The 24,047-nt window shown below is 68.1% G+C and carries 27 protein-coding genes, 1 tRNA gene and 1 pseudogene; 22 read left to right on the forward strand and 7 right to left on the reverse strand.

Annotated features, from left to right (window positions below; genetic code table 11):
- Nucleotides 1-103 precede the first annotated feature (103 nt).
- From M1L36_RS02715 to M1L36_RS02760, 10 genes are all read left to right on the forward strand, one after another.
- Entirely contained in the window at nucleotides 104-862 is a 759-nt protein-coding gene (locus M1L36_RS02715; RefSeq protein WP_250872179.1) for a glycosyltransferase, read from the forward strand.
- Nucleotides 859-1,317 carry a GtrA family protein gene (locus M1L36_RS02720; RefSeq protein WP_250872180.1) on the forward strand — a complete coding sequence of 153 codons (459 nt, stop codon included), beginning with the start codon at nucleotides 859-861 and terminating at the stop codon, nucleotides 1,315-1,317. Before M1L36_RS02715 ends, M1L36_RS02720 begins: the two co-directional genes overlap by 4 nt.
- An 86-nt stretch (nucleotides 1,318-1,403) precedes the next feature.
- A tRNA-Met gene (locus M1L36_RS02725) sits at nucleotides 1,404-1,478 on the forward strand.
- Nucleotides 1,479-1,877: 399 nt separating this feature from the next.
- Nucleotides 1,878-2,606 carry a class I SAM-dependent methyltransferase gene (locus M1L36_RS02730; protein ID WP_250872181.1) on the forward strand — a complete coding sequence of 243 codons (729 nt, stop codon included), beginning with the start codon at nucleotides 1,878-1,880 and terminating at the stop codon, nucleotides 2,604-2,606.
- Between the two features lie 26 nt (nucleotides 2,607-2,632).
- A complete protein-coding gene (locus M1L36_RS02735) occupies nucleotides 2,633-3,307 on the forward strand; it encodes a glycosyltransferase family 2 protein (protein ID WP_250872182.1) in 675 nt (224 codons plus the stop codon).
- Nucleotides 3,307-3,666 carry a DUF2304 domain-containing protein gene (locus M1L36_RS02740; protein WP_250872183.1) on the forward strand — a complete coding sequence of 120 codons (360 nt, stop codon included), beginning with the start codon at nucleotides 3,307-3,309 and terminating at the stop codon, nucleotides 3,664-3,666. The genes M1L36_RS02735 and M1L36_RS02740 overlap by 1 nt, the downstream gene beginning before the upstream one ends.
- A complete protein-coding gene (locus M1L36_RS02745; RefSeq protein WP_250872184.1) occupies nucleotides 3,656-4,570 on the forward strand; it encodes a polysaccharide deacetylase family protein in 915 nt (304 codons plus the stop codon). The genes M1L36_RS02740 and M1L36_RS02745 overlap by 11 nt, the downstream gene beginning before the upstream one ends.
- A gap of 1 nt (nucleotide 4,571) precedes the next feature.
- Nucleotides 4,572-5,597, forward strand: a complete 1,026-nt coding sequence (locus M1L36_RS02750; RefSeq protein WP_250872185.1) for a lysylphosphatidylglycerol synthase transmembrane domain-containing protein — start codon at nucleotides 4,572-4,574, stop codon at nucleotides 5,595-5,597.
- Between the two features lie 38 nt (nucleotides 5,598-5,635).
- Nucleotides 5,636-7,180 carry an alkaline phosphatase family protein gene (locus tag M1L36_RS02755; protein WP_250872186.1) on the forward strand — a complete coding sequence of 515 codons (1,545 nt, stop codon included), beginning with the start codon at nucleotides 5,636-5,638 and terminating at the stop codon, nucleotides 7,178-7,180.
- Between the two features lie 79 nt (nucleotides 7,181-7,259).
- Complete coding sequence (locus M1L36_RS02760) at nucleotides 7,260-9,056, forward strand: ArnT family glycosyltransferase (RefSeq protein WP_250872187.1); 1,797 nt, start codon at nucleotides 7,260-7,262, stop codon at nucleotides 9,054-9,056.
- Nucleotides 9,057-9,090: 34 nt separating this feature from the next.
- On the opposite strand, the gene M1L36_RS02765 is transcribed toward M1L36_RS02760, so the two are convergent.
- The gene (locus M1L36_RS02765; protein WP_250872188.1) at nucleotides 9,091-9,792 is read right to left on the reverse strand and encodes a type 1 glutamine amidotransferase domain-containing protein; all 702 of its coding nucleotides are present in this window, start codon (nucleotides 9,790-9,792) and stop codon (nucleotides 9,091-9,093) included.
- An 88-nt stretch (nucleotides 9,793-9,880) separates the two neighbouring features.
- Nucleotides 9,881-10,444 (reverse strand): hypoxanthine/guanine phosphoribosyltransferase, encoded by a 564-nt coding sequence (hpt, locus tag M1L36_RS02770; RefSeq protein WP_250872189.1) that lies wholly within the window; start codon nucleotides 10,442-10,444, stop codon nucleotides 9,881-9,883.
- A 629-nt stretch (nucleotides 10,445-11,073) separates the two neighbouring features.
- On the opposite strand from hpt, the gene mbhE reads away from it, so the two are divergent.
- The 7 genes and pseudogenes from mbhE (at nucleotide 11,074) to mnhG (ending at nucleotide 17,374) form a co-directional block, all read left to right on the forward strand.
- Nucleotides 11,074-13,497, forward strand: coding sequence for a hydrogen gas-evolving membrane-bound hydrogenase subunit E (mbhE, locus tag M1L36_RS02775; protein WP_250872190.1), 2,424 nt, complete (start codon nucleotides 11,074-11,076; stop codon nucleotides 13,495-13,497).
- Nucleotides 13,494-13,982: an MnhB domain-containing protein gene (locus M1L36_RS02780; protein ID WP_250872191.1), complete on the forward strand. Its 489-nt coding sequence runs from the start codon at nucleotides 13,494-13,496 to the stop codon at nucleotides 13,980-13,982. The genes mbhE and M1L36_RS02780 overlap by 4 nt, the downstream gene beginning before the upstream one ends.
- Nucleotides 13,979-14,362, forward strand: a pseudogene (locus tag M1L36_RS02785) (sodium:proton antiporter); the annotation flags it as partial. The gene M1L36_RS02780 and the pseudogene M1L36_RS02785, both read left to right, overlap by 4 nt.
- 136 nt (nucleotides 14,363-14,498) lie before the next feature.
- Complete coding sequence (locus M1L36_RS02790) at nucleotides 14,499-16,082, forward strand: complex I subunit 5 family protein (RefSeq protein ID WP_250872192.1); 1,584 nt, start codon at nucleotides 14,499-14,501, stop codon at nucleotides 16,080-16,082.
- Complete coding sequence (locus M1L36_RS02795; protein WP_250872193.1) at nucleotides 16,079-16,657, forward strand: Na+/H+ antiporter subunit E; 579 nt, start codon at nucleotides 16,079-16,081, stop codon at nucleotides 16,655-16,657. Before M1L36_RS02790 ends, M1L36_RS02795 begins: the two co-directional genes overlap by 4 nt.
- On the forward strand, nucleotides 16,647-16,940 hold the full coding sequence (locus tag M1L36_RS02800) for an MrpF/PhaF family protein (protein ID WP_250872194.1): 294 nt from the start codon (nucleotides 16,647-16,649) through the stop codon (nucleotides 16,938-16,940). The genes M1L36_RS02795 and M1L36_RS02800 overlap by 11 nt, the downstream gene beginning before the upstream one ends.
- On the forward strand, nucleotides 16,937-17,374 hold the full coding sequence (mnhG, locus tag M1L36_RS02805) for a monovalent cation/H(+) antiporter subunit G (RefSeq protein WP_369694199.1): 438 nt from the start codon (nucleotides 16,937-16,939) through the stop codon (nucleotides 17,372-17,374). Before M1L36_RS02800 ends, mnhG begins: the two co-directional genes overlap by 4 nt.
- Nucleotides 17,375-17,409: 35 nt before the next feature.
- On the opposite strand, the gene coaBC is transcribed toward mnhG, so the two are convergent.
- A complete protein-coding gene (coaBC, locus tag M1L36_RS02810; protein ID WP_250872195.1) occupies nucleotides 17,410-18,576 on the reverse strand; it encodes a bifunctional phosphopantothenoylcysteine decarboxylase/phosphopantothenate--cysteine ligase CoaBC in 1,167 nt (388 codons plus the stop codon).
- A 230-nt stretch (nucleotides 18,577-18,806) separates the two neighbouring features.
- Nucleotides 18,807-19,601, reverse strand: a complete 795-nt coding sequence (locus M1L36_RS02815; protein ID WP_250872196.1) for an FAD-binding protein — start codon at nucleotides 19,599-19,601, stop codon at nucleotides 18,807-18,809.
- Between the two features lie 110 nt (nucleotides 19,602-19,711).
- On the opposite strand from M1L36_RS02815, the gene M1L36_RS02820 reads away from it, so the two are divergent.
- Nucleotides 19,712-20,242, forward strand: a complete 531-nt coding sequence (locus M1L36_RS02820; protein WP_250872197.1) for a type II toxin-antitoxin system RatA family toxin — start codon at nucleotides 19,712-19,714, stop codon at nucleotides 20,240-20,242.
- A gap of 58 nt (nucleotides 20,243-20,300) precedes the next feature.
- Here the strand turns inward: M1L36_RS02820 and M1L36_RS02825 are convergent, their stop codons facing one another.
- From M1L36_RS02825 to M1L36_RS02835, 3 genes are all read right to left on the reverse strand, one after another.
- Nucleotides 20,301-20,933, reverse strand: coding sequence for a plastocyanin/azurin family copper-binding protein (locus tag M1L36_RS02825; protein WP_250872198.1), 633 nt, complete (start codon nucleotides 20,931-20,933; stop codon nucleotides 20,301-20,303).
- 182 nt (nucleotides 20,934-21,115) lie between these two features.
- A complete protein-coding gene (locus M1L36_RS02830; protein ID WP_250872199.1) occupies nucleotides 21,116-21,382 on the reverse strand; it encodes an HAH_0734 family protein in 267 nt (88 codons plus the stop codon).
- A gap of 96 nt (nucleotides 21,383-21,478) precedes the next feature.
- Nucleotides 21,479-22,393 carry a hypothetical protein gene (locus M1L36_RS02835; RefSeq protein WP_250872200.1) on the reverse strand — a complete coding sequence of 305 codons (915 nt, stop codon included), beginning with the start codon at nucleotides 22,391-22,393 and terminating at the stop codon, nucleotides 21,479-21,481.
- Between the two features lie 212 nt (nucleotides 22,394-22,605).
- On the opposite strand from M1L36_RS02835, the gene M1L36_RS02840 reads away from it, so the two are divergent.
- The 4 genes from M1L36_RS02840 (at nucleotide 22,606) to M1L36_RS02855 (ending at nucleotide 24,044) form a co-directional block, all read left to right on the forward strand.
- On the forward strand, nucleotides 22,606-22,890 hold the full coding sequence (locus M1L36_RS02840) for a 50S ribosomal protein L44e (RefSeq protein WP_250872201.1): 285 nt from the start codon (nucleotides 22,606-22,608) through the stop codon (nucleotides 22,888-22,890).
- Nucleotides 22,891-22,894: 4 nt separating this feature from the next.
- Nucleotides 22,895-23,071: a 30S ribosomal protein S27e gene (locus M1L36_RS02845; RefSeq protein ID WP_250872202.1), complete on the forward strand. Its 177-nt coding sequence runs from the start codon at nucleotides 22,895-22,897 to the stop codon at nucleotides 23,069-23,071.
- A 92-nt stretch (nucleotides 23,072-23,163) separates the two neighbouring features.
- Nucleotides 23,164-23,526, forward strand: coding sequence for a hypothetical protein (locus tag M1L36_RS02850; protein ID WP_250872203.1), 363 nt, complete (start codon nucleotides 23,164-23,166; stop codon nucleotides 23,524-23,526).
- A gap of 95 nt (nucleotides 23,527-23,621) precedes the next feature.
- The gene (locus M1L36_RS02855; protein WP_250872204.1) at nucleotides 23,622-24,044 is read left to right on the forward strand and encodes a luciferase domain-containing protein; all 423 of its coding nucleotides are present in this window, start codon (nucleotides 23,622-23,624) and stop codon (nucleotides 24,042-24,044) included.
- The last annotated feature ends 3 nt before the right edge of the window (nucleotides 24,045-24,047 follow it).

Genomic DNA, 24,047 nt, shown 5'->3' on the forward strand with positions numbered 1-24,047 from the left:
TGGGCGGGCAGGAGCGTGTAAACCTCTTTTGTCACCGACCGAGCGACCTGTCGGAATTCGAATATCCGAACCCTTTTACGAGTCCCGCTGAAGTAGTCTTCGTATGCCGTCCGTCGGTGTCGTCGTCCCTGCCTACCGGCCGAACGTCGAGCAGCTCTCGGCGTACGTCCACGCGCTCGACGAGCGCTTGGCCCCGACGGAGATCCGTATCGAACTGGACGCCGCCGACCCCGAGACCAGGCGGGCGCTCGGCGACCTCCCGGTGAGCGTCGGCGCGGTGTCCCACCGCCGGGGGAAGGGTGCGGCCATCACGGCGGGGTTCGAACACCTCGAGACCGATATCCTCGCGTTCGTCGACGCAGACGGCGCGACCCCCGTCGAGAGCGTCGCGGACGTGCTCGCACCACTCGTCGAGGGGACCTCGACCGTCGCCATCGGCTCTCGCCGTCACCCCGACGCGACGGTGTTGAGCCACCAGACCCGCGCCCGTCGTCGGATGGGCGACGCGTTCGCGTGGGTCGCCGGGCGACTGCTCGACGTCGACATCTACGACTTCCAGTGTGGCGCGAAGGCCATCACGGCCGAGGCGTGGGCCGCCGTCCGCACTCACATCTACGAACCCGGGTTCGCCTGGGACGTCGAGTTCGTCGCCGTGAGCGAGGCGCTGGGGTACGACCTCGTCGAGGTACCGGTGACGTGGTGTGACCAACCCAACTCGACGGTCGACCCAATCGACGCGGCCGTCGAGATGGGCCGGGCGTTGGTGGTGGCTCGCCACCGCGCGCTCCGCCTCCAGGACCACCGGTTCCACGGCGCGTTCCCGGCGACGACGCCGGCGCTCGTCGACAGGGAGCCACGATGAGCACGGGCCGCGTCGACGCGCTGCTCTCGGGGGTCCGCTTCAGCAAGTTCGTCTCCGTCGGAGCGGTCGGTGCGGTGTTCGACCTGACGGTGTCGACGCTCCTCATCCTCCAGTTCGGCGTCGCCGGCGAGGTGGCGAAGGTCGCCGGCGCGGAGGTCGCCATCGTCATCATGTTCTTCATCAACGAACACTGGACGTTCGCCGACGAGGGCGACGCCGGCGTCCTGCCGACGCTTGGCAGACTGCTGAAGTCGAACCTCGTCCGCAGCGGCGGCGTCGCCGTCCAGTTCCTCGTGGTCCGGACGCTGGGGACCGTCGCCATCACGCTCCCGCTGTTCGGCGTGAACCTCTGGGACCTCATCCCCCTGCCCATCGCCATCGGCGTGTCGATGCTCATCAACTACGTGCTGGAGAGCCTCGTGACGTGGCAGGTCGCCTCGGAAGCGGACAGCTGAGAACCACGTCACCGCACCGCGGTATCGCGTGACGCGGCGGCGGTGGAATCACAACCCTTACCTAGCAGGCTCGGGTACGAGGTAGTAGCGGGATGGGATAGCCAGGAGATTCCGCCGGGCTCATAACCCGGAGATCGGTAGTTCAAATCTACCTCCCGCTATTTTACTGCGAACAACGGCGAGGAGCGAGGCGACGAGTCCGGTGAGGAGTGAAATAGTCCGAGTAGTTCGAACGAGACTGTGAGCGAAGCGAACAGGCGTCGTTCAAATCTACCTCCCGCTACTTCTCTCAGACTCACACCCCGAACGGTGCGTTTCATCGCGCCGTGAGGACGTCGTGAGTCCGGAGCGGCAGTCCGAGTAGAGCAGAAACAGGGGGCGAACGCCAGTGAGCGACTGTAGTTCGAATCCCCCTCCCGCTGTCGTACTGCGAACATCGGTGCGGAGCGCCGCGTCGAGTCCGGGCGTCGCGCAGTGTGGACGGTCACGCGAACGTGATAGTTTTCGAACTGGTAGTGTGCAGCCACAACGTATTCCTTCCGTGGTGAAGTCGAACCTCCATGGTCGACAGCGAGATCCTCGACGGTGCCATCGCCGAGCGGCCACGGGAGGTGAGCGAGCATCCGTTGCTCGCTGCCGTCTACGACCGCCACGACGCGCTCATCCGCCGGTACACACGTCGCGATGGCCGCACGCTGGAACTCGCGTTCGGACGCCACGCCCACCCCGACGCCGACGTGGGCGTCGAGGCGTTCCACGAGAACTGCGTCGACGTGGTCGGCATCGACGCGACGACCGCCGACGCCCGACGGTTGCCGTTCGCGGACGACTCGTTCGACACCGTCGTCGGACGGCGCTTCCTCCACCACGTCCCCGAGGCCGACCGCGCGGCCATCGTCGCCGAGGCGCGACGCGTCCTCGCACCCGACGGTCGGTTCGTCGTACTGGAGGGGACACCGGGGCTGTACCGGCGACTGACGAAGGCCGTCGCGTTCCGACTGGGGGCGCTGGGTGAGGACACCGACGAGTACGGCCACCTGTCGGTGGACGAACTCCGCGACCTGCTCGACGAGGGTGGGTTCGAGACGGTGGCGTTCGAGCGCCTCGGCTCGCCGCTGATGCCGCTGAGCATCTCGACCGCGCCGTGGAGCGCGCGGGTCGCACCGCTGTACGAGTGCACCCAGTTCGTCCGGTGGTGGACGCTGGCGGTGGCGACGCCGACGGCCGACCCTGTGGCGGTCTCGCGGGTCGAGCGGCCCGAATCGTCGTCGAAACAACGACACGTCTAAGTGAGGCGGCCGCCGTTCGACAACTCGTGCGTACCGTCGCCGTCATCCCCGCGTACAACGAAGCCACGACCATCGGGACCGTCGTCGATGGCGCGCTGGCCCACGTCGACCACGTGGTCGTCGTCGACGACGGGTCAAGCGACGACACCGCGAGCGTCGCCCGCCGTCACGGCGCGAGCGTCGTCGAACACGTCATCAACACGGGTGTCGGCGGCGCGGTCCGGACGGGCTATCGCTACGCCATCCGAAACGACTACGACTTCGTCGTCCAGATCGACGCCGACGGCCAACACGACCCGGAGTACATCCCGAAACTGCTCGCCGAAGCCGAGGACCACGACATGGTCATCGGCAGTCGCTACCTCAACGACAGCCACGAGGAGTACTCGCAGGTCCGCAACGTCGGCATCCGCTTTTTCACGCGCGTCGTGAACAGTCTCGGCGGCATCGACATCACCGACGTGACGAGCGGCTTTCGCGTGTATCGGACCTCCAAGCTAGAGACCATCCTCCACCACTCCGACAAGCACTGGGCGGTCGAACAGACGCTCGACGCGGCGCGGTCGAACCACCGAATCACGGAGGTGTCCGTCGAGATGCCCGTGCGCGACGAGGGGGCCTCGCAGTTCACGCTCGACACGTTCGTGCTCTACCCCGCGCGCATGGCCGACGTCATCCTCCGCGTCCTCATCTTCCGCTAATGGCAGAGTACACCGTCGTCAACCTCGTCACGCTCGTCATCGGGCTGGGACTGCTGTTCAACGGCTACTACATCGTCCGTCGCGGGCGCGAGGACATCGCGCTGTTCGTCCTCTCGGCCATCGTCGGTCTCGGTCTGGTGTTCGTCGCCCTGCTCCCGAACGCCTTCCAGAGCGTCGCGACCGTCCTCGGTCTGGAACTCCAGGCGCGGGCCATCCTCGTCGTCTCGAACCTCGTGTTGTTCGTCGTCGTCACCTACCTGTTCAACCGCATCGGGAAGCTGTACGACCAGCAGTCCCGGCTCAACGAGGAGGTCAGCCTGCTGAAGAACGACCTCGAAGAACACCGCGATGACCGGTAGCGACCCCGGCGGGCGGCCCGAGGACACTCCCCGAGCAGTCCTCTCTATCGACTTCGAACTGTTCGCACAGACGCCCGCCTACCGGGGCGCGTCCGGAACGGCACCCGACGAGACCGTCGGTCTCGAACAGGGGCAGTTCCTCCGCGAGACGCTCGCCGCCCACGACGCGGACGCGACGTTCTTCACCGTCTCCTCGGTGGCCGACGAGCACCCCGAGGCGGTTCGGGCCATCGCCGACGCGGGCCACGAAGTCGCCTCCCACACCCACAGCCACCGTCTGCTGTCGGACCTCTCCCCCGACGAGCGCCGCGGAGAACTCGTGCGCTCACGCGAGACCCTCGAATCGGTCACGGGCACGTCCGTCGACGGCTTCCGCGCCCCGGCGTTCGACGTGCCCGACGGGACGTTCGCCGACCTCGCGGCGGCGGGCTACGCCTACGATTCGAGCGTCGCCGCCTGCCGGAAGATTCCGGGCTGGTACGGCGGGGAGGACGACGCGGTCCGCCCGTGTTCGGCGGCCGACGTGCGTGCGGACGCTCCCGCGCACCTCGCGGAACTCCCCGTCGCGGTCATGCCGGGCCTGCGACTGCCCCTGACCGGGACGTGGCTCCGCTTCTTCGGCGTTCGCTACACCGTCGCCGGGATGCACCTGCTCGCGCGCCGGGGTATCACGCCCGTCCTCTACGTCCACCCGTGGGAACTGGCGGACCTCCCCGACGTGGACGGGGTTCCGAAGCGCGTGTACGTCCGGACCGGGACGTGGATGCGTCGGGCCGTCGAGCGCATCCTCGCAGAACCGTTCGAGTTCGTCACCGCCCGAGAGGTCGTCGCCGACGCGGTGGGGACACCGCCGTACGGGACGGGACCGACCGTCGACACCGGCCCCGACGGCGAGGCCGAGTAGCGTGGTCGACGACCGACTGAAGCGTGTCCTCGGGTTCGTCCTCCGGTACGGCATCGGCCTCCTCGCCGTCGCGTGGCTCCTCCAGCAACTCGACTCCGACCGACTCGTGGGGGTCCTGACCGACGTCCCGCCCGTGACGCTCGCGGCGTTGCTCGCCGTCACGGTCGTCGGCCTCGCAGGACGGTTCTTCACGTGGCACGTGTTGATGAACCGCCTCGACTCGGCCAGTTTCCGGGCCGCGGCGAGCACCGACCTCGTCGTCAACTTCATCAACCAGGTGCTCCCCTCGCGGCTGTCGGGGCGGGCGGCGGCCCCCGTCGTCGTCCGCACAGAGGCGGGTCTGAGCGGCGGGGACAGCGTCGCCGTCGCGGGGGTCCACACGGGGCTGTACGCCGTGCTGTACGGCGTCGTCTCGGCGGTCGGCGTCGTCGCCGGTCTCGGCGAGTTCCCGACCGGCGTCCTCCTCTTGCTCGCGCTCTCGACGGTGCTGTACTTCGCGGCCGGCGCGTTCGTGCTGATGGTCGGGTCGAACCTCACCGCGCTCGACCGGTTCCTGGCGGGCGTCGCGGGTCTGTTCGACCGACTCCCGCGTGTCGGGACGCGCCTCGCCGGGATGGTCCGGTCGCTCCCCGACTTCACCGACGCCTCCGCGGACGCGTTCCGGACGCTCTCGACGGCCCCACGGACCGTCTCGCTGTACGCGCTGGGCTGGCTGGTGGCGATGGTGCTGACGCCGGGGCTTCGCGTCTGGCTGTTGTTCGACGCGCTCGGGACCGGGTTCGAACCGGCGCTCCTCCTGCCGCTGTACCTGCTCGCGGCGTACAGCGTGACGCTGCTCCCGCTGACGCCCGGCGGCATCGGCGTGACGGAGGCGACGGCGACGGCGGTGTTCGTCGCGCTGGGGGTGCCCGCCGAGGTCGTCGTCCCGGTCGTGTTCATCGACCGGTTCCTGAGCGTCTACCTGCCGGCGCTGGCGGGCTGGTACCCCTCGCTCAGGCTGGACCTCTCGGCGCTCGCGCCCGAGTAGAGGAGAAAGTATTTCCGCCGCCCTCGGCTCGCATCGGTATGACTCGGACGTTCGTCGTCGGTCTCGACGGCGCGAGCTGGCGACTGCTCGACCCGTGGCTCGACGCCGGCGACCTGCCGAACCTCGCCGCCCTCCGCGAGTCCGGCGCGTGGGCCGCCCACCGGAGCTGTCTCCCGCCCGTGACGTTCCCCAACTGGAAGTGCTACTCCTCGGGGAAGGACCCCGGCGGCTTCGGCGTGTTCTGGTTCGAACACGTCGACCTGGAGAACGAGGAGATAACGGTCGCCAACGGCGGCGACTTCCGGACCGTCGAACTGTGGGACTACCTCAACGACGACGGGATGACGACGGGCGTCGTCAACATGCCGACGATGTACCCGCCCCGCGACCTGGACGGCCCCGTGGTCTGTGGCGGCCCCGACGCCGTCTCCGGTGAGTACCGCTCCATCGACTCGGGGTACACCTCGCCCGCGGACCTCGCCGACTACCTCGAACGCGAGTTCGACTACGAGGTCCACCCGAACCCGCTGCTCTCCTCGAACGAGGAGCGCGGCGCGGAGGTCGACGCCATCCTCGACGTGATGGACTCGCGGTTCGACGTCGCCCTCGACCTGTTCGAGCGCGACGAACTCGACTTCATGCACGTGACGCTGTTCTACCTCAACGTCCTGCATCACTTCTTCTGGGACGACGAACCGGTGTACCGGGCGTGGCAACTCGTCGACGAGCGCCTCGGCGAACTGCGCGAACTGGAGGACACGACGCTCGTGCTCATGTCCGACCACGGCGCGGCCCCCACCACGACGGAGTTCTACGTCAACGAGTGGCTCGCCGAGAACGGCTATCAGGCCCGCGAGCGCACCGTCGAGGACTACCTCAAGCCGCTGGGGCTGACCCGCGAGAACGCGCTGAAGCTCGCCAAGCGCGCCGGCATCGTCGACACGCTCGCGGCGGTCGTCCCCCAGCGTCTCCAGCAACTCGTCCCCCAGAGCGCGGGGCTCAAACGCGGGCGGAAGCTGGAGGCCATCGACCTGCCGAACACGAAGGCCGTCGCCAGCGGCCAGGGACCCATCTACATCAACCCGCGATACGACGTCGAGGCGGTCCGCGAGGAACTCGTCGCCGACCTCGAAGCGGTCTCGGACGCCGACGGACCGCTGTTCACCGCCGTCCACCGCGGAGAGGACGTCTACCACGGCCCGTTCGTCGACGAGGGCCCGGAGGTCGTCGTCGACATGCGCCCCGGCGTCCACGTCAACGACGGCGTCGGCGGCGGCGAGGTGACGACCGCCCCCGACCGCTGGGCCGCCGAGAACACGCCCCACGGCATCTTCGTCGCCGCGGGACCGAACGTCGCTGCGACCGGTGAACTCGACGACATCTCCATCCTCGACATCGCGCCGACGGTGCTGGCGGGGATGGGGAGCGACGTGCCGACCGACATGCGCGGGGAGGTCCTCGACGTCTTCGCGGACGCCCCCGAGTGGAGCGAGCGCGACCCGCTGTCGTTCCGCCAGCGAGAGGGCGTCGGCGACGGCGACGAGGTGGCAGACCGCCTGAAACAACTGGGGTACATGGAGTGACCCGGCGAGCGGAGCCCCCTCGTGCGACCACCGTCACCGAATCACGAGACTTTTGCCACACTCGGCTGAGCGGGTGAGTATGCGGCGACTGCTCTCCCCGCTCGGTCGGGTTCGCGACCGGGTCCGTTCGGACGTCGACGCCGACCCGTACCTCGGGTACATCCTCGTGCTGGCGTTCGTCCTCGGTGCGTTCTGGTTCTGGCACCTCGCGCCGAACTTCGCGACGCGCGACGAGATGGACCGCATCCTCGACCCGATGGTCGCGTTCGGCGTCTTCCAGTCCGACCCGTCTATCGCCTCGTTGCAGGCGGGAATCGAGTGGGGCCGGGTCCCGTTCGGCGCGACGTTCTACCTGTACGCGCTGGCGCTGGTGCCGGTCGTCGTCGTCGCCGCACTCACGGGCCAGATGGACATCTTCGACACCTTCGCCGACCCGCGGTGGCCGTTCAGCGCGTTCGGCACCTACGAGGCGTGGCACGCCACGCCCGAGTGGGTCTGGCTGACCGTCGTCTCCATCGCCCGCCTGTTCACCGTCCTGTTCGCCGTCGGGTCGGTCTACCTCACCTACCGCATCGGGACGGAGATCCGCGACCGAGCGACGGGCCGACTCGCGGCCGTCCTGCTGACGGTGACGTGGGGCTTTCTCACCATCAGTCACGAGGGCGGCGAGGACATGCCCGCGATGTTCTTCGTCCTGCTCGCGCTGTACCTGCTGCTCGGATACGTCCGGACCGGGTCGGACCGGCGGTTCTACGCCGCCAGCGCGGCGGGCGGGGCGGCCATCGCGTTCAAACTGACGGCGTTCCCCGTCATCGTCGCCGTGGGGGCGGCGTGGCTGCTCCGGGCGCGCGAGGCCGACGACTGGCGGGACGCGCTGGTCCAGCCGACGCTGCTCGTCGCGGGCGCGCTGTTCGGTCTCGCGGTCATCCTGCTGGGCTTCCCGACGTTCCTCGTCGGCGGCACCGACCAGATTCTCACGCGGTTCTTCGAGGGGTCGGGAGAGCGGGCGGACTGGGCGACCGGCCCCGACGCCCCCATCTGGTGGTGGTTCCTGCGGGGGTACTTCTCCGGCATGAGCCTCCCGCTGTTCCTCGCGTCCTGTGCGGGCGTCGTCGGTGGCGTCTACCAGCTCGCGACGAACCGCGAGGAGTCGAGTTACATCGCGCTCGTGCTCGTCGCGCTCGGGACGTACGTCCTGCTGTTCTCCCAGTGGCACGACTTCCGCGTCCACCACCTGCTACCGACGTTCCCGCTGCTGGCGGTGCTGGTCGCGCTGGGGCTGAACCGACTCCTGCGCGACGCGCCCCGCGCCGGCGTCGCACTCACCGTCCTGTTGCTGCTGTCGACGAGCGTCTACGCCGCCGTCGGGGTCGTCGGCTACGCGACCATGCCCCGCGACGAGGCCGTGGACTGGCTCGACGAGAACGCCGAGGACGGTGACACCCTCGAACTGTACCGCGTCCACATGCAGGACACGGCGGTGCCCCACTCGATAGACGTCAACCACCGCTACGAGAACAGGGAGAGCCACGTCGCCTGTCCCGAGTACGTCGAGATAACGTACCGCGACCTGCTGTACCTGAAAGACGGGACGTACTACCGCAACGGCGCGCCACAGAAGACGTACGTCAGGAACATGCTGAACGGCGAGTACGGCTACGAGATCGTCGCCGAGTTCGGCCCCCGGCCCCCGAACTTCGTCCCCGAGCGGGCGTCGCCGGGGTCGCTCGTCGACCTGCTCCCCTACGGCGTGATTCCCCACACCGACCAGTACGCCGACGAGCAGGAGTTGGAGCCGAACCAGTACACGGCGATTCTGGCTCCGACCGGGCCGAACTCCTGTGACGCCGACCGCGGCATCCCGTTCTACAACTGAGTCGCCGGGCGCTCCGTTCTCTCGCGGGGCTGTCTCAGGTGCGCGCCGGTACTTCGATTCCCAGTTCCTCCAGCAGCGTCTCGGCCGCGGCGGTCGAGGACCCCGGCCCACGGGCCGTCACGAGGTCGCCGTCGACAGTGACGCTCTCGTCGCGGTCGAGTTCGGCGTCCCAGTTCCCGCCGGCCGCCTTCACCTCGTCCTCGACCCAGTAGGGTAGTTTCCGGCCGTCGGGCATCACGTCGTTTTCGTCGACGATGTCCGCCTCCCACTCGTTGGGGAAGCCGGTGACGTCCCGGCCCTCGACGAGTCGGTCCCCGTCCTCGCTCCACGTGAACGCGAGGATGCCGACGGCGTGACAGACGACGAGCGCCTTCCCCTCGTCGCCCGCGACGGCGTCGGCGAGCAGTTGCCGGGCGTGGACGTCCTGGTTGACGTCCCACTCGGTGCCGTGCCCCCCCGGGAAGAGGACGGCGTCGTAGTCGTCGGCGCTCACGGTCGCGAGCGGGTCGGGGTCGTTCAGTCGCTCGTCGTTCTCGTGGACCTCGCGGAGTCGCTCGGACTCCTCCTCGCTCCCCGTGCTGTCGGGGTCCAGCGACCGCTCGTCGACGACCGGTGGACTCCCCGAGGGCGTCGCCACCGTCACCTCGACGCCCGCGTCGGTGAGCGTCGTAAGCGGTTCGATACACTCCTCGGCCCAGTACCCCTCTTCGCTGACTACGAACAGCGCGTTCGTCATGACGCTCGACGGTAGGGCCGCCGCGCAGAAAAACCCGCATTAACCCCTCAGCGTTGCTCCCTCTCGGATTCCGGAGTGGTCGGTTCGCCTACCCGTCGCCCTGCTCGTCGGTGATGACGACCTCGCCGTCGACGACGTCGACGTTGATGAGCGTCTTCACGTCGTAGTCTTCCATCTCGTTGTCGCCGCCGGTCTTCTTGATGACGGCGACGATGTCGGCGACGTCGGCACCGGTCTCTTCGAGCGCCTCGCGGATGGCACGCAGGGTACCGCCCGTCGAGAGCACGTCGTCGAGCAGGAGGACGCGGTCGCCCTCGTAGACGTCGTTCATGTACATCTCGTTCTCGGAGTAGCCGGTGACCTGCGCGAGGCTGACCTCGCCGTCGAGGCCGTACTGGCGCTTGCGGATGACGACCAGCGGGATGTCGGTCATCAGCGAGACCGCGGTGGAGATGTGGATGCCCATCGCCGCGGGGGTGACGATCTTGTCGACACCCTCCAGTTCGGCCTTCCGGATGATGCCGATGGTGATCTCTCGGAGGAGCTTCGGGTCGAGCATCGGGACGCCGTCGCTGATGGGGTGAACGAAGTACTCGTAGTCTCCCTTCTCGATGATGGGAGCCTCACGGAGTGACTGCGCGAGCAAGTCCATGTCGCCCGTTTACAGCGCGGTGGTATAACAGCGGTGGTCCGTCGCGACCGTGGGGGCACCTCACACTACTCGTCGGGCACCTCCCTGGTCCGTCACGTCTCGGTGTGTCACACCACCGCTCGTCGGCCGTGCGTTCAGGCGAGACTCATCGCGACGGTCCCCACGAGGAGCAAGACGACCGCCAGCCCGAGGAGCAGCAACTGAGCGAGTACCGCGACGTCACCGGGTCTGTCGATAGCCATGGAGAGCGCTCCACGTGGAGTGGCTTGGTTAGCCGGCGCGTTGCCCCGTCGCCGAACGGGTCCACAGCACTCAATCGGAGCTTAGCCCGGAGCAACGACACGTTCGACACCGGTAATCGGCCGTTAGCCCGACCGAGAGTCGACGTCGGCCCGTGTCCGCAGCGGCAGTCGACGACCGGTGTGGCCTGGACGGCCTCGTTCGGCCGAGTCCCGTTCTGTTACCACCCCCTCCGGACCACCATTATTTCGGACGACCTCCAGCGACTCTCCGATTTTACTGTATGAACGTCCAGTTACGGTGCGAGCCACGGTAAGTGCTTGGATGAACGGGGAGCAATGCGCGGAGACTTGAAAACTATTAAGCGCGCGTCGCTCCGCTCTCACGGTGTGCAACCCGAACCGGCGGTTCTCTTCGCCGTGCTGGCGCTCCCGTTCGTCGGCGCGGCGCTGACACCACTCGTCTACCGGGTGCTCGGCGAGCGCACGGCCTACTTCGCGGCCGCTGTCGCGACGGCCTGCCTCGCCCTCGTACTCACGCAGTACGGCACCCACGGCACGGTGAGCGTCGAGTGGATTCCGCAACTCGGCGTCAACCTCGTGCTGTACATGGACGGTCTGGCCTTCCTCGTCGCCCTGCTCGCCTCGGGGGTGGGTGTCCTCGTGTTCACCTACTCCGGGGGGTACATGCACGGCGAACCGGGACAGGACAAGTACTACACCACGCTGTTGGTGTTCATGGGCGCGATGCTCGGGGTCGCGCTCGCGGCGGACCTCGTCGCGCTGTTCGTCTTCTGGGAACTGACGAGCGTCTCGTCGTTCCTGCTCATCGGCCACTACCAGCGGGAGGCGTCGTCCATCTACGCCTCGCGCAAGTCGATGCTCATCACCGTCGCCGGCGGCCTGTTCATGCTCGTGGGCTTCCTGTTCCTCCACGACGTCACCGGGTCGTTCGCGCTGTTCGACAGCGGGGCCTCGCAGGGAATCATCACGAACGCCGAGATGGTCCGCGAGGAGCTCTCCGCGCAGGGTCTCCTCCTGCCCGTCGTCGCGCTCGTCGCCCTCGGTGCGGCCACGAAGTCCGCGCAGGTGCCGTTCCACATCTGGCTGCCGAACGCGATGGAAGCACCGACGCCCGTCAGCGCGTTCCTCCACAGCGCGACGATGGTGAAAGCCGGCGTCTATCTCGTCGGTCGGTTCCGACCGCTGTTCGTCCCCGAGGAGGTGTACATCGCGGAGGTGTGGACGCCGCTGCTGGTCGGCCTCGGCCTGCTGACGATGACCGTCGCCGCGATGCTCGCGGTGAGCGCGACGGACATCAAGGAGCTACTGGCGTACTCGACGGCGTCTCACCTCGGTCTCATCGTCGCCGGCTTCGGCTTCGCCGTCAGCTACGGCGGGGAGGCCGGCGCGTTCCACATCCTCAACCACGCGTCGTTCAAGGCGGCGCTGTTCCTCGTCGCCGGCATCGTCGCGCACGAAGCCGGCACCCGCGACATCGGGTCGCTGTCGGGACTGCGAGACGACCTGCCCATCACCGCCGCTATCGCCACCGTCGCGTGTCTCTCGATGGCCGGCATCCCGCCGTTCAACGGGTTCTTCTCGAAGGAGTTGCTGTTCGAAGCGGCCTGGGAGACCGGCGCGCACTTCGGCGGTCTGTGGTACCTCGTCCCCGCCGTCGCCGTCTTCGGGAGCGTGTTCACGTTCCTCTACTCCATCAAGTTCCTCTCGCTGTTCTACGGCGACCGCCCGGACGGACTGGGTGAGGTCCACTCGCCGCCGCTGGCGATGGTCGCCCCCGCCGCCGTGTTGGGGCTCGCCGTCGTCGTCATCAGCCTCGTCCCGAACCTCGCCATCGAGTACGTCGCGGGGTTGGCCTACGAGGGCGTCGCGCCGGGCGACGCCCACTCGTTCACCGTCCCGTGGCCCATCCCGACGGAGGTGACGCCGTACGCGCTGATGTCGCTGGTCACCATCGTCCTCGGGGCGGCGCTGTTCCCGTTCTACGACCGCCTCCACGGAGCCATCGGCCGGGCGCGGCGGTTCCCCTACACCAGTCCGAACGCCTACTACGACGGCGGACTGGCCGCACTCGAACGGGCGAGCGGGTTCGTCCCCGCCTACGTCCAGACGCGTATGTTCCGGACGTACGCGGCCTCGACGCTGCTGGCGGTCTGTGCGCTCGCACTCGGTGGCTACCTGGTCGCGGGCACTCCGATTCCACCGTTCGGTGGTCTGGACAGCCTGACACTGCTCGGCGTCGTCGGCGGGATTCCGCTGCTCGTCATCCTGCTCGTCGCACTGTTCGGCGCGGCAGCCGTCGGCATCGCCGACTCCCACGTCGCGGGCGTGCTCACGCTGTCGATTCTGGGGTTCATGGTCGCCATCTTCTACGTGCTGGCGTCCGCCCCCGACCTCGCGCTCACGCAGTTGGTCATCGAGACGCTCGTCCTGCTCATCTTCCTGCTCGTGTTGGACAAACTGCCGACCTGGTACGGCGACCTCGAGGTTCGGGAGGCGATTCCGGACGCCATCGTCGCGGGCGTCGTCGGCGTCACGGTGACGCTGACGGTGCTGGTGACGACGAGCGCCCAACCCTCCCAGAACATCGCGTCGTTCTTCGTCGAGAACGCGCCGATTCCGGGCGAACACGACCCGGTCCTCATCGACGCGGGTGGCGGTGGCAACATCGTCAACGTCATCCTCGTCGACTTCCGGGCGTTCGACACGCTGGGTGAGATCACGGTCGTCGCGATGGCGGCCCTCGCCGTGTTGACGCTCGTCGGCATGCGCAACCGAGGTGAGGACGTGTGAGTTCCGAGACCGACACCACGGTCATCGCCCGGACCGTCGTCCGCGTCGTCGTCCCCATCATCCTGCTGACGGCCGTCGCGTTGCTGTTGCAGGGTCACAACCTCCCCGGCGGCGGCTTCATCGCCGGCGTGCTGACGGTGACGGCGTTCGCGCTCGTCTACATCGTCTTCGGCCGGGAGTTCCTCCAGCGGAGCCTGTTGCACGTCGAGGAGGACGGCTTCCTCGGCGGCGCCATCGGCGAGTACGGCCGCACGTTCACGTTCGGGCTGGCGCTCGCCGCCTCGGCGGGGGTCGGCTCCATCGTCCTCGGCGAACTGCTCGACGACGGGCAGTTCGAGTTCCTCACGCAAGGCGTCGTCTTCGTCTACCACGTACCCGTGTACCACGAAATCGAGATTCCGACCGCACTGTTCTTCGACCTCGGTGTCTACTTCGTCGTGGTCGGTGCACTACTGACCATCCTCGCGGTGGTGGGGCGCGAATGAGCGCACTCGCCGCTGCGCTCGCGCTCCAGCAGTCCGAACCGAACACGCAGTTCGTCCTCGCCGTCGTCCTCGGCTTGCTGTTCGCCATCGGGACGTTCCTCGTCCTCCGGCGCGACGTCGTCCGGGTCGTCTGGGGTATCACCATCATCTCCCAGGCGACGAACATGTACCTCGTGACGATGGGTGGACTCGCCGGGAGCGTCCCCATCCTGGGTCACGGGGAGGCAGCCGACCCCGCGACCGTCGCGAACCCGCTCGTTCAGGCGCTCGTCCTGACGGCCATCGTCATCGGCTTCGGGACGACGGCGTTCGCGCTCGTGCTCACCTACCGGGTGTACGAGGAGCACGGCACCATCGACCTCGCCGAACTCGGCGAGAACCCACCCGAGACGGGCGTCTCGGCGAACACCGGCTCGACGATGGACGGCCCGGAGGCCGACCCGGAAGCGGTGACGACCGCCGACGGCGGCAGTCAATCCGGAACTGACTCGTCGGCCGGGACTGCGGGGGTGGGCGATGACTGACCTCGTCGTCGCGCCGCTGTTGGTGGCGCTGTTCACCGCCGTCGCGACGCTGCCGTTGCGTTCGGCCCGTCGCGTCCAGCAGGCGGTGAGCGTCGCCGGCGGCGTCGTCTACCTCGTCGCAGTCGCGGCGCTCGTCCGTGCGGTCAAGGCCGACGGCGACGGCTATCTGGTGTACGAACTGTCGAACTGGGACGCCCCCTTCGGTATCACGCTGGTCGCCGACGACCTCTCCGTGTTGATGCTCGGTCTGACGGCCGTCGTCTCGCTGGCGGCGCTCGTCTTCTCGGTACGGGGTATCCCTGCGGTCGGCCAGCGGCTCTCCTACCACCCGCTGTACCACCTGATGGTCGTGGGTGTCACGGGGTCGTTCCTCACCGGCGACATCTTCAACCTGTTCGTCTGGTTCGAGGTGATGTTGATGTCGAGCTACGTGCTCGTCGTCTTCTACAGCGGCCCCGACGAGACGCGGGCGGCGCTCCACTACGCGTTCCTCAACCTGCTTGGCAGTGCGGTGATGTTGCTCTCCATCGGCGGCCTCTACGCGACGACCGGCACGCTCAACATGGCCGACATGGCAGAGTACCTCGCCGCAGCGCCCGCCTCGCAGACGACGCCCGTCCTCGGTCTCTCGGCGATGCTTTTCGCCGTCTTCGCGCTGAAAGCGGGTATCGTCCCGTTCCAGTTCTGGGTGCCCGACGCCTACCGTGCGGCTCCGGCCCCGGTCGCCGCGATGCTCGCGGGCGTCGTCAAGAAGGTCGGTATCTACGCCATCGTCCGCCTGTACTTCACCGTCTTCGCGGTGGCGACGCTCCCACCGGGACCGTTCGGCGACAACGCGACGTTCCTCGCGTTCTTCGGGCCGGTGTTCCTGCTGATGGCCATCGGCTCCATCGTCGTCGGCGGTCTCGGTGCCGTCGGCCGCGAGGACCTCGACGGGTTGCTCGCGTACTCCAGTATCGGGCAGGTCGGGTTCATCGTCCTCCCGCTGGCGGTGGCCGCCTCCGCGGTGCCCGCTGCGGGGACGGCGATTCCCGGCGACGGCATCGTCACGCTCGGTATCACCGCCGCACTGGTGTACTCGGTCAACCACGGCCTGGCGAAGAGTCTCCTCTTTTTCGTCAGCGGGGCGCTCTCCCGGACGCTCGGGACGGTGCGCTTCGACGCGCTCGGCGGCGTCTCCGAACGCAACCCCGCACTCGCGGGGTCGTTCTTCATCGGTGCGCTCGCGCTCATCGGCATCCCGCCGCTGTCGGGCTTCTTCGGGAAGTTCCTCGTCTTCGACGTGGGCGCACGGGCGGGCTCTTGGGTGGTGCTCGGCGTCGCGCTCCTCGGTGCCATCCTCACCATCGCGTACTTCACGCTGGCGTGGGCACGCGGGTTCTGGGGGCCACCCAGTGACGCCGTCGCCGGCGCGCACGTCGACCGCTCGTTCGTGCTCGTCGCCGCGGTGCTCGCCGTCGCCATCGTCGTGCTGGGCGTCGGCTTCGGCCCGCTGTACGACCTCTCGTACGAGGCGGCGCGGAGCGCGACCGAAACACAGGGGTACGTCGACGCCGTGCTCGGAGGTAGCCAATGAAGAAGTGGCCCGTCGTCGGCGCGCTGCTCGCGGTGCTGTGGCTGTTCGTCAACGGCTTCAGCGCCGCGGACACGCCGCTCCACACGCTCGAAGCGCTCGTCGGCGCGCTGCTCGTCGGCGTCGCCGTCGGCTTCCCCATCGCGTGGGCGACCCGCGGCATCTACACCGAGGACACGAACGTCGCCCGGACGCTCAGCATCGTCCCGTCGGCGCTGCTCTACGTCCTGTTGTTCCTGCGGGAACTGTTGACCGCGAACCTCGACGTGGCCTACCGCGTCCTCTCGCCGTCGATGCCCATCGACCCGGACGTGGTCGCGGTGCCACTGCGCGTCGAGAGCGACATCGCCATCACGACCATCGCGAACTCCATCACCCTCACACCGGGGACCCTCACCATGGACTACGACGAAACGACGAACACGCTGTACGTACACGCCATCACCGGCAAGAGCGACTACGAGTCGGTCATCGACCCGATTCGCGCGTGGGAGGACCTCGCGCTCGTCATCTTCGACGAGCAGCGGTCGCCCGACGACGCGCCACCCGCTGAGGGAGGTGAGACCAGTGGTCAGTGAACCCGTCTCGGGGACGCTCGGTCTGCTCGTCGTCGGCGGACTGGTCGTCGCCAGTCTCGTGACGCTCGCCGCCGGCTACCGGGTCGTCCGCGGACCGACGACGCCCGACCGCGTCGTCGCCCTCGACGTCATCGGGACGAACGTCGTCGCTATCGCGTTGCTGTTCGCGCTCGTCACCGGTCAAGGTCTGTTCGTCGACGTGAGCCTCGTGCTCGCCATCATCGGGTTCATCAGCACCGTCGCCGTCGCACGCTACGTCACCGAGGGGGACATCATCGAATGACGCTCGCACTCACCACCGCGCTCGGTGCTGCCCTCGCGGGCCAGTCGCTCGCACCGCTGGCCGCCGGGCCGATTCGGTCCGCGTTCGTCGCCGTGTTCGTCCTCGTCGGGACGTTCTTCCTGCTGATTGGCACCGTCGGTCTGCTCCGACTGCCCGACGTCTACAACCGGATGCACGCCACCTCGAAGGCGACGACGCTCGGGGCGGCGAGCATGTTCCTCGCGAACGTCGCGTACTTCGGCGTGCTCGGAGAGGGGCTGACGGCGCTCGTCGGTATCGTCTTCCTGTTCCTGACGGCCCCGACGGGCGCACACATGATCTCGCGGTCCGCCCAGAAGATGGGCGTCGAGTTCGCCGACGGCGCGACGTGGCCAGGCGGTCAGTCGCGCCCGGACGAACCCGCCGACGCCGACCCCGAACCGAGCGACGACTGAGGTCGCCGGCCCTTCTCACCAGCCTAGCTCTCGCCTCACTCCTCCAGTTCGGTCACGAGTTCGTCGGCGACGCGCAGTCCCAGCCCCGTCTTGTCGCCACGGAACTCGGTGGCCGAGTCCTCCCGGACGAACAGCGTCCGCGTCTCGTCGCTGCCGAGGACGCCGGCGTCGTTGGCGACGACGAACGCGAGGTCGACCCGCTCCAGGGTCTTCCGGGCGACGCGGGCCAGGTCCTCGTCGTCCCCGCCCGTCTCGAGTTTGAACCCGACGATGGGGAGGTCGGGGTGTGCCTCTCGGACCGTGTCGATGAGCTTCGGGGTCGCCGCCAGGTCGAGCGTCAGGTCCCGCCCCGAGCGGAGCTTCGACTCGCTGGCGTCGACGGTGTAGTCGGAGATGGCCGCCGCGGAGACGAGCGCGTCAGCGCCCGACTCGACGGCGTCGAGGACCGAGGCGGTCATGTCGGCGGCGCTCTCGACGCCAGCGACGGTGGCGTACGGGACGTCGGGGCCGTCGTGGACGAGCGTCACGTCCGCGCCGCGGACGTAACACGCCTTGGCGACGGCTCGACCGGTCCGACCCGACGCGCGGTTGGTCAGCGTCCGGACCGGGTCGATGCGCTCGCTCGTCGCGCCGCTCGTGACGACGACGTGTCGGCCGGCCAGCGGTCGCTCACCGACCGCACGGGCGGTGGCGAGGACGATGGCCTCCTCGGTGGCGATCTTCGCCTTCCCCTCCTCGATGCGCGGGTCGACGAACTCGACGTCCCACGATTTGACGCGCTCGATGGCGTCGAGCACCCCGGGGTGGTCGTACATCGGTTCGTGCATCGCGGGCGCGACGACGACCGGTACACCTGCCCCGAGCGCCGTCGTCGCGCAGGTCGTCACGGGCGTGTCGTCGACGGCCGCGGCCATCTTCCCAACGGTGTTGGCGGTCGCCGGGGCGACGAGCAACACGTCGGCCCAGCCGTCGCGACCGCAGAACTCGACGTGCTCGACACGGCCCGTGATCTCGGTCACGACGTCGTTGTCGGTCGCGTACTGGAGCGACCACGGGTGGATGATGCCGGTCGCACTTCCCGACATCACGGCTTTCACCGACGCGCCCTGCCGTCGCAACTCGTGGGCCAGTTCGACGGTCTTCACCGCCGCGATGGAACCGGAGACCCCGAGAGCGACGTTCACTCCGTCCAGCGTACTCATACCCGTGGTTCGCGGCCGAGGGGTAAAAACGAGGGGCGATACGACTCGGCGAGGACGCGAGCGGACGTCACCGGTCGTCGCGTGCGACGGACGGCGGTGACGTACTCCCTTCCGGGGCCGGGGTCGTCGTGCCCCGCGAGACCGTCCGCCGGGACGGGTCAGTTCACGGGCGACCCTGGTCACGCACTCTGCCTTGAACCTGCGGACCGGGTTCTTCGGGGAAAGACGCGTTACTCGTCGTCGACGAGGCTCGGGTGGGGCGTCGGCGCGTCGGCGTGGGGTTCGGCGAACCACTCGGTCATCGTCGCCATCGAGTCGCGTTCGCGGCGCTCGCGTTCTTCGTCGTCGATCTCCTCACAGCCCGGAGGTATCTCCCGGTCACGGCCCGAGAAGTAGCCCTCTGGGGCGACCCAGTCGTGGTAGAACGGCACGTCGGAGTCGTCGACGAGACGCAGGGCGGTCTCCGCGCCGTGGCCGGCGGCGACGACGGCCTGGTGGGGCCGTTCGGCGACCCGACCTGCTGCGTACAGGCCGTCGACGTCGGTTCGACCGTCGGCCTCGCAGTCGAGGTACGTCTTCGAGCCGCGTTTCACGACGCCGACGTCGATCGAGTCGAGGAACCCCACGTCGTTCTTCGTCGCGACGACGACGAAGGCGGCGAGCAGTCGGTCGCCGTCGACGGCCACCTCGAACCGAGGGTCGTGGGCCGCTGCAGTGTCGGCCTCGGCCTCGGCGGCGCTCCCGGCGATGTCGGGAGCCGCTCGAACGTCGGTGACGGTCCCCTCGCGGACCGAACAGCCGGCGTCGCGAGCCTGTCGCTCGGTCATGTCGAGCAGGGTGCGGGGGTTGACACCGGCCGGGAACCCGGGGAAGTTCTCGACGTGAGCGTTGCGACGGAGGATGGACTCGTCCGCTCGGACGAGCAGGGTGTCGAGTCCGGCGCGGGCGGTGAACAGTCCCGCGGTGAGGCCGGCGAGACCGCCACCGACGACGAGGACGTCGGTGTGGTCGGTCGTCTCGTGCATGGTGTGACTCGGCGAGGCCGCGGTACAAGCGGTTCGGTTTCCCGCTCGCGGCCGGTCTCGCCCCCGTCGGGCGGGCGAACACTTACACCCACCCCCGAAGTAGCGCTGGTGTGGACACCGTCAAGGTCAGCACGCTGGTGTATCTGCCGCCCGAGGAGGTGTACGACTTTCTCATGGACTTCCCGGGGTACGCCGACTACTCGAAGCATCTGACGGGCGTGCAACGCCACGGCGACGGGACGCCGGGGACCGAGTACGACATCACGTTCTCCTGGTGGAAGCTGAACTACACCACCCGCTCGCGGGTGACCGACGTCACCCCACCCGAGCGCATCGACTGGGCCATCGTCAAGGACATCGACGCCCGCGGCGCGTGGATCGTCGACCACGTCCCCGAGAAAGCGCCCGCGGGGAGAGACGACGCCTGTCGGGTGAGCATCTACGTCGAGTTCAACCCGGACTCCGCGGACAAGAGCGCCATCAACCTCCCCGCGTTCGTCTCCTTCGGCTGGGTCGTCGAGAAGGTCAAGCCGAAGATCAAGGAGGAGGCCGAGCGCATCGTCCGGCGCATCGTCGCCGACCTCGAAGGCGAAGACCGCCCCGTCGAACTCGTCGTCCACGACTCGCCGGACTCGGTGTGACCACCGGGCGGACGCGTCGCTCACCGTCGATAGTGGCAGAGACGAAGGAGTGTCCGACTCAGTCCTCGTAGTCGCCGCCGTACTTCAGGAAGAAGAAGGCCAGACCGAGCGTCGAGACCATCGCGATGAGCGTCGCGATACCGAGGGTCTTCGGCGCGTCTCCGACGACCGGTTCGGCTGCCGCAACCGGAGCGGCCCGCGGCACGTCGGAGCCGACGGCGAGCGCGCCGAGCATCCCGCTGCCGGCGTGGGGGTCACACTGGTACTCGACGATGCCCGAGACGTCGTCGGGTACCGTCCACTCGAAGGTGCCACTGCCCTGCAGCGGACTCTCGAACTCCGCGCCACTGGTCGCGTGGACGTTGTGGCCCGACGACTGCCACTCCCAGACGATGGTCGTGCCGGGGTCGACGTGGACCGCCACCGGGTCGAACGAGTACTCGTTCGGCCCCACACCCACCTGGATGGTGACCTCCGACTCCCCGGTCGCGTCCGTCCCGCTCTGGGGGCCCTCGTAACCGTTCGCACCCGAAATCCCGTAGTCGACGGGCTGGCCACTGCCGCCACCGCCGCCACCGCTCTCGTTGCCTTCCTGTGCGCTCGCCGTCCCCGCGGTTCCCGCGGCGACGACTCCGCCAACGGTCGCGGCGCGGAGGAAGTCGCGACGCTTCAGTCCCGTCTCGTCGGTCATACCGGTGTTTGGCTACCGGGCTAACTCAATCCTTCGACTTTTTTCTTCGTCGGGTGCGCTCGCTTTGCTCGCCCACCACTCCTCGAAAAACGTCGATTAAAAAGGCCGCTCGCTCTCTCGCGGTACGACAGCGCTGGCGTCTACCGCATCCGCACCGCGTCCGTACCGCGTCCGCTCTGTGACTATATCGCGAGGTCGCCCTTGGCCTTCTTCACGGTGATGGCATCGGCGTCGACGGCCTCGGTGTCGAGGTGCATCGGGATGTACTCCCGGCGTTCGAACGTCTCCTTCTCCTCGGGCTGACCCACCGTACACCACAACTGGGGTTCGTCGGGGCCGTGCCAGTCGCCCTGGCGGTTGATGGCGAAGCAGACGACCTCCTCGTCACCGTACTCGATGACGGCGTCCTTCCGGATGCCGGGGTCGCCGTGGATGATGAGGTTCTTCATGTGTCGTCCTCTGCCCGATGGGCGGTTAAGCGCTTCGAGTTCTCGGACCCGACGACGAGGCGGTGCGGGTCCCCGAGAGCACGAGCGGCTACGCGCTCAGTCGAAGTACGAGACGTTGTCCATGTGGTACACCATCTCGTCGGTGCAGTTGTCGAGGTAGCCCGAGTGATCGCTGCCGACCTGCGCGGTGGCGTCGTAGTCGGTGTAGTTCCTGGGGGCGGTGTTGCCCGACTCCTTGCCGGTCTCACCGAGCGCCTGGTCGAACTCGATGGTGTTGTACGCCGTCGAGAGGACGTTGTCGTCCTCGGAGTAGTAGTTGAACGTCGCGCGGGTCTCGTTGGCGACGGCGTAGTACCCGTCGCCGTGTTCGAGCGTGGGCCGTTCGTTGTCCACCGCACCGCCGAGGACGTGGACGGACTCGACGCGCCAACCCTGGTCGTCCCAGTACGACGAGGCGTCGAGGGCTTCGAGGGCGCTGAACGTCACCTCCGCGCCCAGCGAGTGACAGGCGACCCGGACGGTTCCGCCACAGTAGTACTTGTAGTCGAGCAGGAACTGCGCCAGTTTCGACCCGTTCTGGACGGCGATGTCCTGGGCGGTGCCCCACCCCGAGTCCCACCCGCTCCCCTCGTTGTTGTCCCAGGAGTAGCCGATGGTCGTCCCCCAGTACCCGTCGGCTTCGAGGGTCGACTTCGCGTGGGCGAACTTCTCGCGGGCGGCCTGCTCGGCGTCCGCGTCGTCGCCTTTCTTCTTCCACCCGTGGACGAACACGAGCAGGTCACTCGCACACGCGCCGTCGATACCCGGGACGGTGCCGACGGTGTCGTAGTCGAACGTGCCGTGGCCCGCCGTCAGGTTCGCGTCGCCGTCGAAGTGCCCGCGCGTGCTGACGTAGGGCGGGACCGTCGCGGCGCTCGCAGTCCCCCCGACCGACCCGAGGAGCGTCGCGCCGGCGGCGACGGTGGCGGTTCGGCGGACGAAACGTCGTCGTGAGATGGATGACTCTCGCATGGATGTCTCTGTGAACGGACCGCCGACCGACCGACGACCACGCTCGACTACATCTCTGGACAGAAGAACATAAAATTAATTGCGTGTGCTACTACTCCGATACGGAGTCGACGGTCCCGAACCCATGAGAATCGGTCACGTGGCGGCGCTGTGGGGCGGGCACAGACCAAACGGGTTTTAAGCCACGGGGAAGAACCGTTCTCCAACCAACCATGCAGATGCCACGCCGGTTCAACACGTACTGCCCGTACTGTGAGACCCACAACGAGCACGAGGTGGAGAAGGTCCGCAGTGGCCGCTCCTCCGGGATGAAGAAGGTCAACGACCGTCAGCGCCGACGCCGCGGCACCGGTATCGGTAACAGCGGTAAGTTCTCGAAGGTCCCCGGTGGCGACAAGCCCACCAAGAAGACGGACCTCGTCTACCGCTGCAGCGACTGTGGCAAGGCCCACCTCCGCGAGGGATGGCGCGCAGGCCGTCTGGAGTTCCAGGAGTAAGACGATGGCAGGAAACTTCCACTCCGTCAAGTGCCCGGACTGCGAGAACGAACAGGTCGTCTTCGGGAAGGCGTCGACCGAGGTCGCGTGTGCCGTCTGTGGCCACGTCCTCGTCCGCCCGACCGGCGGTGCCGCCGAGATCGAGGGCGAAGTCCTCGACACCGTCGAGCGCCGCGCGTAATCGACCGGTTCTCTTCCGTTTTCACCCTGACCGAGTGACGACACCGGCTGGCAGCGACCACGCCTAAGTCACCGCCGGGAGTAGCCCCCGCCATGAGTGACACCGACGGTCGGATGCAACCCGAACCAGCCGACGACTGGCCCGAGGGCCCGCTCTCGGAGGCCGACGCCCGCGACCTGCTGTTCGACCGCGAGGCCGCCGTCGCGGTGTGGGTGCTGGACCACGACGACGCGACCCGGACCGCCCTCCTCGGTCCGAACCCGCCCGAGGACGCCGTCCTCGACGTCGTCGTCGAGACCGCCGACGGGTTCGAGATGTACAGCTACACCCACCACGACACCGCGACGCAGTGGGTCACCTACGGCACCGAGGAGAAGGGGACCGACGAGGGGGCGACGATGCGCGACACGCTCGCCAGCTATCGCCTCCTGACGGGCGACAGCGACCTCGAGTAGCCCGCTCGCGCCACGCCGAGCGCGCAGTTGATGCTCCGCGCGTGCCTATCTCTCACAACCGCTGGCGAGCGTCCACCCTCGTCGGCGGCCCAACAATGAGCGACATCGTCTCGACAGTCAGCCACTGGCCCGGCGTCCGCGTCGAACCCCACCGGTTCGGCGGCCGGGAGTTCGCCGTCGGCGGCCGGGAGTTCGGCCACGTCCACGGCACCCGCCACGTCGACGTCCCACTCACCCGACCGGTCCGGGACGTCCTGGTCGCCGAGAGGGTGACCGATGTCCACCACCTCTACCCCGAGTCGGGGTGGGTGAGCTACTACCTCGACGTCGGCAGCGAGTCCGGCGCACTGCGACTGCTGCGCCTCTCGTACCTCCACCACGTCGCGAGTCTGAAACGTCGTGCGACCAAGCGCGGCGAGTCACTCGGAGTGCTCGACGGCGTCGACGTCGCCGCGGAACTCGACGCTCTCGACCCGAGCGACGACCTCCGAACCGCGTTCGGTCCGGTTCCCGCCTGAGCG

The sequence above is a fragment of the Halomarina rubra genome, assembly GCF_023699475.1.
Classification (GTDB): Archaea; Halobacteriota; Halobacteria; order Halobacteriales; family Haloarculaceae; genus Halomarina; species Halomarina rubra.

Excerpts from the sequence above, each read along its gene's own strand:
- M1L36_RS02765 (WP_250872188.1), bottom strand. The coding sequence starts at position 9,792 with ATGACGAACGCGCTGTTCGTAGTCAGCGAAGAGGGGTACTGGGCCGAG.
- M1L36_RS02715 (WP_250872179.1), top strand. The coding sequence starts at position 104 with ATGCCGTCCGTCGGTGTCGTCGTCCCTGCCTACCGGCCGAACGTCGAG.
- M1L36_RS02740 (WP_250872183.1), top strand. The coding sequence starts at position 3,307 with ATGGCAGAGTACACCGTCGTCAACCTCGTCACGCTCGTCATCGGGCTG.
- M1L36_RS02755 (WP_250872186.1), top strand. The coding sequence starts at position 5,636 with ATGACTCGGACGTTCGTCGTCGGTCTCGACGGCGCGAGCTGGCGACTG.
- M1L36_RS02720 (WP_250872180.1), top strand. The coding sequence starts at position 859 with ATGAGCACGGGCCGCGTCGACGCGCTGCTCTCGGGGGTCCGCTTCAGC.
- mnhG (WP_369694199.1), top strand. The coding sequence starts at position 16,937 with ATGACGCTCGCACTCACCACCGCGCTCGGTGCTGCCCTCGCGGGCCAG.
- M1L36_RS02795 (WP_250872193.1), top strand. The coding sequence starts at position 16,079 with ATGAAGAAGTGGCCCGTCGTCGGCGCGCTGCTCGCGGTGCTGTGGCTG.
- M1L36_RS02845 (WP_250872202.1), top strand. The coding sequence starts at position 22,895 with ATGGCAGGAAACTTCCACTCCGTCAAGTGCCCGGACTGCGAGAACGAA.
- M1L36_RS02835 (WP_250872200.1), bottom strand. The coding sequence starts at position 22,393 with ATGCGAGAGTCATCCATCTCACGACGACGTTTCGTCCGCCGAACCGCC.
- M1L36_RS02790 (WP_250872192.1), top strand. The coding sequence starts at position 14,499 with ATGACTGACCTCGTCGTCGCGCCGCTGTTGGTGGCGCTGTTCACCGCC.
- M1L36_RS02730 (WP_250872181.1), top strand. The coding sequence starts at position 1,878 with ATGGTCGACAGCGAGATCCTCGACGGTGCCATCGCCGAGCGGCCACGG.
- M1L36_RS02760 (WP_250872187.1), top strand. The coding sequence starts at position 7,260 with ATGCGGCGACTGCTCTCCCCGCTCGGTCGGGTTCGCGACCGGGTCCGT.
- M1L36_RS02830 (WP_250872199.1), bottom strand. The coding sequence starts at position 21,382 with ATGAAGAACCTCATCATCCACGGCGACCCCGGCATCCGGAAGGACGCC.
- M1L36_RS02855 (WP_250872204.1), top strand. The coding sequence starts at position 23,622 with ATGAGCGACATCGTCTCGACAGTCAGCCACTGGCCCGGCGTCCGCGTC.
- hpt (WP_250872189.1), bottom strand. The coding sequence starts at position 10,444 with ATGGACTTGCTCGCGCAGTCACTCCGTGAGGCTCCCATCATCGAGAAG.
- M1L36_RS02825 (WP_250872198.1), bottom strand. The coding sequence starts at position 20,933 with ATGACCGACGAGACGGGACTGAAGCGTCGCGACTTCCTCCGCGCCGCG.
- M1L36_RS02840 (WP_250872201.1), top strand. The coding sequence starts at position 22,606 with ATGCAGATGCCACGCCGGTTCAACACGTACTGCCCGTACTGTGAGACC.
- M1L36_RS02850 (WP_250872203.1), top strand. The coding sequence starts at position 23,164 with ATGAGTGACACCGACGGTCGGATGCAACCCGAACCAGCCGACGACTGG.
- M1L36_RS02815 (WP_250872196.1), bottom strand. The coding sequence starts at position 19,601 with ATGCACGAGACGACCGACCACACCGACGTCCTCGTCGTCGGTGGCGGT.
- coaBC (WP_250872195.1), bottom strand. The coding sequence starts at position 18,576 with ATGAGTACGCTGGACGGAGTGAACGTCGCTCTCGGGGTCTCCGGTTCC.
- M1L36_RS02745 (WP_250872184.1), top strand. The coding sequence starts at position 3,656 with ATGACCGGTAGCGACCCCGGCGGGCGGCCCGAGGACACTCCCCGAGCA.